This window comes from Paraburkholderia sp. (assembly GCF_035656215.1).
Classification (GTDB): domain Bacteria; phylum Pseudomonadota; class Gammaproteobacteria; order Burkholderiales; family Burkholderiaceae; genus Paraburkholderia.
The window spans coordinates 1-6,631 of record NZ_DASRSY010000218.1 but is presented as its reverse complement, the minus strand read 5'-3'; the positions used below and the strand labels follow the sequence as shown (position 1 = coordinate 6,631).

General features: G+C 61.6%; 4 protein-coding genes. 3 read left to right on the top strand and 1 reads right to left on the bottom strand.

Translation table 11 applies throughout. The annotated features are described in order from the left end of the window. From VFE81_RS12415 to VFE81_RS12405, 3 genes are all read left to right on the top strand, one after another. Nucleotides 1-1,642, top strand: a 1,642-nt coding sequence (locus VFE81_RS12415; RefSeq protein WP_325044876.1) for a molybdopterin oxidoreductase family protein, incomplete at its 5' end; no start/stop codon positions are given. A gap of 114 nt (nt 1,643-1,756) precedes the next feature. Further along, the gene (locus tag VFE81_RS12410) at nt 1,757-2,503 is read left to right on the top strand and encodes a 4Fe-4S dicluster domain-containing protein (protein ID WP_325044875.1); all 747 of its coding nucleotides are present in this window, start codon (nt 1,757-1,759) and stop codon (nt 2,501-2,503) included. Between the two features lie 11 nt (nt 2,504-2,514). After that, a complete protein-coding gene (locus tag VFE81_RS12405) occupies nt 2,515-3,465 on the top strand; it encodes a dimethyl sulfoxide reductase anchor subunit family protein (protein WP_325044874.1) in 951 nt (316 codons plus the stop codon). Between the two features lie 18 nt (nt 3,466-3,483). On the opposite strand, the gene VFE81_RS12400 is transcribed toward VFE81_RS12405, so the two are convergent. Further along, nucleotides 3,484-6,048, bottom strand: coding sequence for an adenosylcobalamin-dependent ribonucleoside-diphosphate reductase (locus VFE81_RS12400; RefSeq protein WP_325044873.1), 2,565 nt, complete (start codon nt 6,046-6,048; stop codon nt 3,484-3,486). Between the last annotated feature and the right edge of the window lie 583 nt (nt 6,049-6,631).

Here is a 6,631-nt window from a genome sequence, read left to right as displayed (position 1 = left end):
CGGCTTTCGTCACAAGTCGCCGTTCCCCCGTGCGGTGCCGCCATCGGCCAAACCGCCGAACAGCCCCGACGCCGTCAAGCCGAACACGCCGCTCGCAACCGGGCCGCTCGGCTGGCCCGCCGCGCCTGAAGATCTGTTCATCGACGAAAACGGCGGCCCGGTTCGCATCGACAAAGCCTTCTCCTGGGAATATCCGCTTGCCGTGCACGGCTTGATGCATAGCGTGATCACCAACGCGTGGCGCGGCGACCCCTATCCCATCGACACGCTGCTGATTTTCATGGCGAACATGGCGTGGAATTCGTCGATGAATACGGTGAAGGTGCGCGAGATGCTTGCCGACAAGCATGCAAACGGCGAGTACAAGATTCCGTTTCTTGTGGTGTGCGATGCGTTCCAGTCGGAGATGACGGCGTTCGCCGATCTGATCTTGCCGGACACGACTTATCTCGAGCGGCACGACGCCATGTCGATGCTCGACCGGCCGATCTCCGAGTTCGACGGCCCCGTGGATTCCGTGCGTGTGCCGGTCGTGCCGCCGACGGGCGAGTGCAAGCCGTTCCAGGAAGTGCTGATCGAACTCGCTTCGCGCCTCAAGTTTCCCGCCTTCACGGCGGCCGACGGCACGCGCCGCTTTCGCGACTATCCCGACTTCATCGTCAATCACACGACGACGCCGGATTCCGGCGTGGGCTTTCTGATCGGCTGGCGCGGCAAGGACGGCGACAAGGCGCTGGTCGGCGAGCCGAATCCGCAGCAGTGGGAACAGTACGCAAAGAACAACTGCGTGTTCCATTACCGCTTGCCGGAGACGCTCCAGTACATGCGTAACTGCAACGGACCGTATCTCGACTGGGCGGTGGAAAAAGGCTTCCGTAAATTCAAGGAGCCGATCCTGATCCAGCTGTACTCCGACGTCATGCAGAAGTTCAGGCTCGCTGCGCAAGGCCGCACAAGCGGCAGGCAGCCTCCCGAGCACTTGCGGGCACGGGTCGAAAAGTATTTCGATCCACTGCCGTTCTGGTATGCACCGCTCGAAAGCGATTCCACTGACCTCGCGCGTTTTCCGCTCGCCGCCGTGACGCAACGGCCCATGGCGATGTATCACTCGTGGGATTCGCAGAACGCGTGGCTGCGGCAGATTCATGGCGAGAACTATCTCTACATGAATCCGCTAATGGCGGCCGAAAACGGTATCGCCGACGGCAGCTGGATCTATGCCGAGTCGCAATGGGGCCGCGTGCGTTGCATGGCGCGCTTTAGCGAGACCGTGGAGCCGGGCACGGTATGGACCTGGAACGCGATCGGCAAGGCGTCGGGCGCGTGGAATCTCGGCGCGGGCGCGAACGAATCGCAGCGCGGCTTCCTGCTCAACCACCTCATCACCGACGAGTTACCCGGTCGCGACGAAGCGGCCGCGCGCCTCTCGAATTCGGACCCGGTGACAGGGCAGGCCGCGTGGTACGACGTGCGCGTGCGCATCTATCCGGCGGAAGCGGACGCGAGTCATACGTTGCCGCAGTTCGACGCGATGCCGGCGTTGCCGGGGTCGAACGGGGTGATATCTCGGATCGTGCAGACCTATTTCGCGGGACGAGGCGAATTCGCGGCGCGGTTGCGTGGCGCGGCTGGGCGTAAGTAGTACACGTGCAACACGCGTGCAGCGCGCAGGTAACGGGTGAGCAGGGACAAGTAGCGCACCAGCATCGGATAGGCAGCGCACAAGTCACGTAAGGAAAGCGGCAAGGAGCGATTCATGACTCAGATGGCGTTGGTGATCGACCTGAACGTATGCGTGGGATGTCAGGCTTGCGTCACGAGTTGCAAGGAGTGGAATACGTCGGGGGAGTCGGGCAGTCTCGCCGACCTGAATCCGTACGATGCCGATCCGTCGGGCACGTTCTTCAATCGCGTGCAGAGCTTTGAAGCCGGCAGCTACCCGGACGCGGAGACGATCCACTTCCCGAAGTCATGTCTGCACTGCGAGGACCCGCCATGCGTGCCGGTGTGTCCGACCGGCGCCAGTTACAAGCGCAAGGAAGACGGCCTCGTGCTGGTCGATTTCGACAAATGCATCGGCTGCAAATACTGCGCATGGGCGTGTCCGTACGGCGCGCGCGAACTCGATGAAGCGCGCAAGGAGATGACCAAGTGCACGCTGTGCGTCGATCGTATTCACGATGAAAACCTCTCCGAGCGAGATCGCCAACCGGCATGCGTGCTCGCGTGCCCGACCTCCGCACGACTGTTCGGCGATATCCACGATCCGGAGTCGGTGGTGTCGAAGGCAATCGAGGAGCGCGGCGGTTATCAGTTGATGCCTGAGTGGAACACGCGGCCAGCGAACCACTATCTGCCGCGCATCACGACGTCGGCATCGGGTTGCGGCAGCGGCGCCTGCTCGTGCAAAGACGCGGATACGGCGCTGAAGGCGCCCGAATCCGTCGATGCGCAGCTCGAGCGCGGCGAACTGCATCTTGCGTCGATGGCGACGCGTATCTAAAGGACCTGGCGATGAATCCGGCTTTTTCGGTGGTTTTTCTCACGACGTTAAGTGGCGCGGCACAGGGTCTGCTGATCGCGCTCGTCGGCGTGGAGACGGCTGCGCATCTGGGACTCGTCACAGGTCCTGCGGATGCGTTCTATGTCACTGGCGCGGGCCTGTCGGTCGTGTTGGGCGGCCTCGGACTGATCGCCTCGTTCTTCCATCTCGGGCATCCGGAGCGCGCGTGGCGTGCGGTTGCGATGTGGCGGACCTCGTGGCTGTCGCGCGAATGTTTGTGCCTGCCGGCGTTTCTCGCATGCACGTTTTTCTACGGCGTCGCGCACGGGTTCGGCTCGCCGTGGTCGCTCGCGATAGGCTGGCTTGGCGTGGTGGCGAGCGCTCTGTTGTTCGTTTGTTCGGCGATGATCTACGCGTGCCTGCGTTTTCTACAGGAATGGGCCACGCCGCTGACGCTGGTCAACTTCGTGCTGCTAGGTTGCGCGTCCGGGTTCACATTGGCGACGGCGATGACCGCGTGGTTCGCACCGGGTCTGACAGCGGGCCTGGCGATCTGTGCCTGCGTGTTGACGCTTGCGGGCTGCGGGAGCCGTTCGGCGTCGCTCGTGCGCAATGCGCGGTTGCGGCCGAAGTCCACTGTGCAGAGCGCAACCGGCATCAAAAACCCCAAGCTCGTACAGGTCTCGCGTGGCTTTACCGCTGGCGCGTTCAATTTGCGCGAGTTCTTTCACGGTAAATCGGCGGGGACGCTGCGCGGCGTCAAGTGGGGGTTCCTCGCGGCCGCGTTTGTTGCGCCGGTCGTGTTGATGGTGCTGGGCGCAAGCCTGCATTCGATCGGCGTCTCGCTCAGCTTGCTGGCGGCTGCGTGTCTCGTGCAATACGCCGGTCTTGTGGCGGAGCGGTGGTTTTTCTTCGCTGAGGCGAAGCATCCACAAAACCTGTATTACGCGAGAGTGGGGTGATGCCGCTGTCAGTGCGACTTACCCACACGCGCCGACCTCGCCACAGGCGGTGCAAAAATCGCAACCGTCCTTGCGGATCACCGCATTCGCTCCACACGAGCCGCACTTGCGTCCGAGCATGGTGTGCAGCCCTTGCACGCCGCCGGGCTGCGTCAGCGTCGACTCGTCGTTAGCTTCACCGGGATGCGGCCGGATACCGAAATCCGCCGGCAACGCCGTTTCGGCTTTCATCTGCCCGCGTGGTAGACGCGCCAACACACGCGACGGCACCTGATTGCCTTCGGCATCGAGAAAACCGCGCCGATGCAAAATTTGCTGGATCGCAAAAGCGAGTGCCGCCACTTCGGAATCGTGCCAGCGCGGCGTGCGATGACCGTCGAGACGCTGCACCTCACCGAGCCGCACCTGCCCACGATCCCACGACACCTTGCGCATATCCTGCAAGTTACGCGCGACAAAACCACCGCGTGCCGCGAGCGACAGCGAACGCATCGTCGCCGTGATCCATTGTTGCGATTCGTCGCGCTGACCGGTCGGAATGAAGAACTCGATGGGGCGCTCGATGGTGACGTCTTCACCGCCGAGGCGTCCCGTCACTTCGATGAACGACACCGCCACGTAAAGCGACTTCTTGCCGGCTTGTGTCAGGTATTCGACCTTTTCGATGATGGCCGGCAACTCGCCCTTGGGCCGATGATCGATCGCGATTCTCAGCGGATCCTGATCGGTCTCGACCAGCGTGTCATCCGCTTGCGGCGAGCTCACGCTCAGCACCGCGCCGAGCGTTTCATTCGGGCGGTACGTGGCGAGACCTTTGAGGCCGTTTTTCCACGCGTCGAAGTAGAGGCTTTCGAACGCTTCGAACGGATAGTCCGCCGGCACGTTCACCGTCTTCGAGATCGACGTGTCTACATAAGGTTGTACGGCGGCCATCATATCGAGGTGGTCGCGTGCCGACATTTCGAGCGCGCTGACGAAGTAGTCGGGCAGATTTTTCACGTCGCCGCCGAGCTCGCGATAAAGACGATACGCGTAGTCTTCGACATCGAACGATTCGCGGCCGCCGTCGGCCATCACCTTCATGCGCGTGTAGGTCCACGAGAAGGCGGGCTCGATGCCGTTCGACGCGTTGTCGGCGAACGCAAGGCTGACGGTGCCCGTCGGCGCGATCGACAGCAAATGACTGTTGCGGATGCCGTCCTGACGTATCGCATCCTTGATGTCGTCGGGCAGGCGCGAGGCGAAGGTGCCCGTTTCCAGATAACGCACAGCGTCGAACAACTCAAACGCGCCACGCTCGCGCGCCAGTTCAACCGACGCCCGATAGGCTTCGTCGCGCATCAGCCGGGCGATGCGTACCGCGAAGTCGCGGCCTTCCTGCGAGTTGTAGCGCAGGCCGAGCATCACCAACGTATCGCCGAGGCCGGTGAAGCCCACGCCGATGCGCCGCTTGGCGCGCGACTCGTCATATTGCTGCTGCAGCGGCCATAGCGTGACGTCGAGCACGTCGTCGAGAAAGCGTACCTGGGTGCGGGTGCGTTTGGCGAGACCGTCCCAGTCGAACGACGACTTGCGGCCTTTCATTTGCGCGAACGGATCGAGCACGAAACGCGTGAGGTTCAACGGTCCGAGATTGCAGCAGCCGTAAGCTGGCAGCGGTTGTTCGCCGCACGGATTGGTGGCGCGGATAGTTTCGACGGCGCGAAGATTGTTGTCCTCGTTCATGCGCGAGATGAACACGATGCCGGGTTCGGCGACGTCGTGGGTGGAGCGCATGATGCGATCCCAGATCTCGCGAGCGGGCCGTTCGCTGTACACCCACAGGCCGTCTTCGCGTTGCCGCACGTCGCCCGCCGCGCGCAGCGCCGGTGACGGCTCGGCGCGGTGCACGAGCGGCCAGGGCTGATCTTCTTCGACGGCGCGCATGAGTTCGTCGGTGACGCCGACCGACACGTTGAAATTGTTCCAGCGGCCTTTCGAATGTTTCGCCTCGATGAATTCGATCAGATCGGGATGATTGCAGTCGAGCACGGCCATTTGCGCGCCGCGCCGCGAGCCGGCGCTTTCGACGGTCCGACAGGAGGCGTCGAATACGTCCATATAACTGCACGGTCCGGACGCGGACGAACTGGTGGTATGAACGCGGGCACCCTTAGGCCGGATCGCGGAGAAGTTGTAGCCGACACCACCGCCGCGGCGCATCGTTTCGGCGGCTTGGAGTAGCGCCACGTAAATGCCGGGAAGGCCTTGTTCGTCGACGCCTTGAATCGCATCGCCGACTGGTTGCACGAAGCAGTTGATGAGCGTGGCGGCGATGCCCGTGCCGGCCGCGCTCATGATGCGTCCGGCGCCGAGTGCGCCGTGCCGCAGATTGTCGACAAAAAGCGCTTCCACCGATTCGCGCAACGCTTCCGGTTCCGCCTGAGCGACGCCGCGGGCGACGCGCTGGAAAACGTCGTCGGCCGATTGCTCGTCGCCTTTCGCGTATTTCTCGATCAGGACGTCCAGCGAGAATTGTTGCGGTGCAACTAGCTGGGCGGGAGGAACCGCTGCGGCGCGGGTTTCCGGGGTGTCTTCTGCCATGGTGTCGCCTCTAACGGCACCGCAAGAGGCGCGGCGCGGTGGTGGGAATTGCGGGTCACCATAACGCCGCGCGGTGGGCGAGCAGGGTGACTTGGCGCAATGAGGCTTACCTTAGCGCACGTGGCGAGGGGCCGCAATTAGGGTGCTTGCCTTTGCCCCTGACTATCCCGTCGCTAGTTGATTCCGTTGCGATGTCTATCAAAATAGATTCCCGATTTTTGTAGATAGTTGACATGGAGATTTCAGCGCAAAGGGTCGTTTTTTAAATCTGCCTGGCGGTAGAGGTAAATTGCCTCGCATCATAAACATTTTTTTGCAATAAGAAGAATCCTAGAATGCTGCCAATATTTTTGCAAAATTTTGCAATGCCCGTCATATAGGTTCTTCACAAACGTCATCCGTCAATCTATATTATCTGTCGATTTCAGTGCTTCGGTCGTTGCAGATGAAAGTAATTTAAGACTTTAGTGGAATATTTAAAATAAACGCGGGTAAGCGCATGTCGTTATACACAACGTCGCTGTCGCGCCACGACAGCGAGAAAGCTCGTTTACTTTCAATGACATAGAGCAGCGCTTGTAAA

Coding starts and splice junctions, on each gene's coding strand:
- VFE81_RS12400 (WP_325044873.1), bottom strand. CDS start 6,048: ATGGCAGAAGACACCCCGGAAACCCGCGCCGCAGCGGTTCCTCCCGCC.
- VFE81_RS12410 (WP_325044875.1), top strand. CDS start 1,757: ATGACTCAGATGGCGTTGGTGATCGACCTGAACGTATGCGTGGGATGT.
- VFE81_RS12405 (WP_325044874.1), top strand. CDS start 2,515: ATGAATCCGGCTTTTTCGGTGGTTTTTCTCACGACGTTAAGTGGCGCG.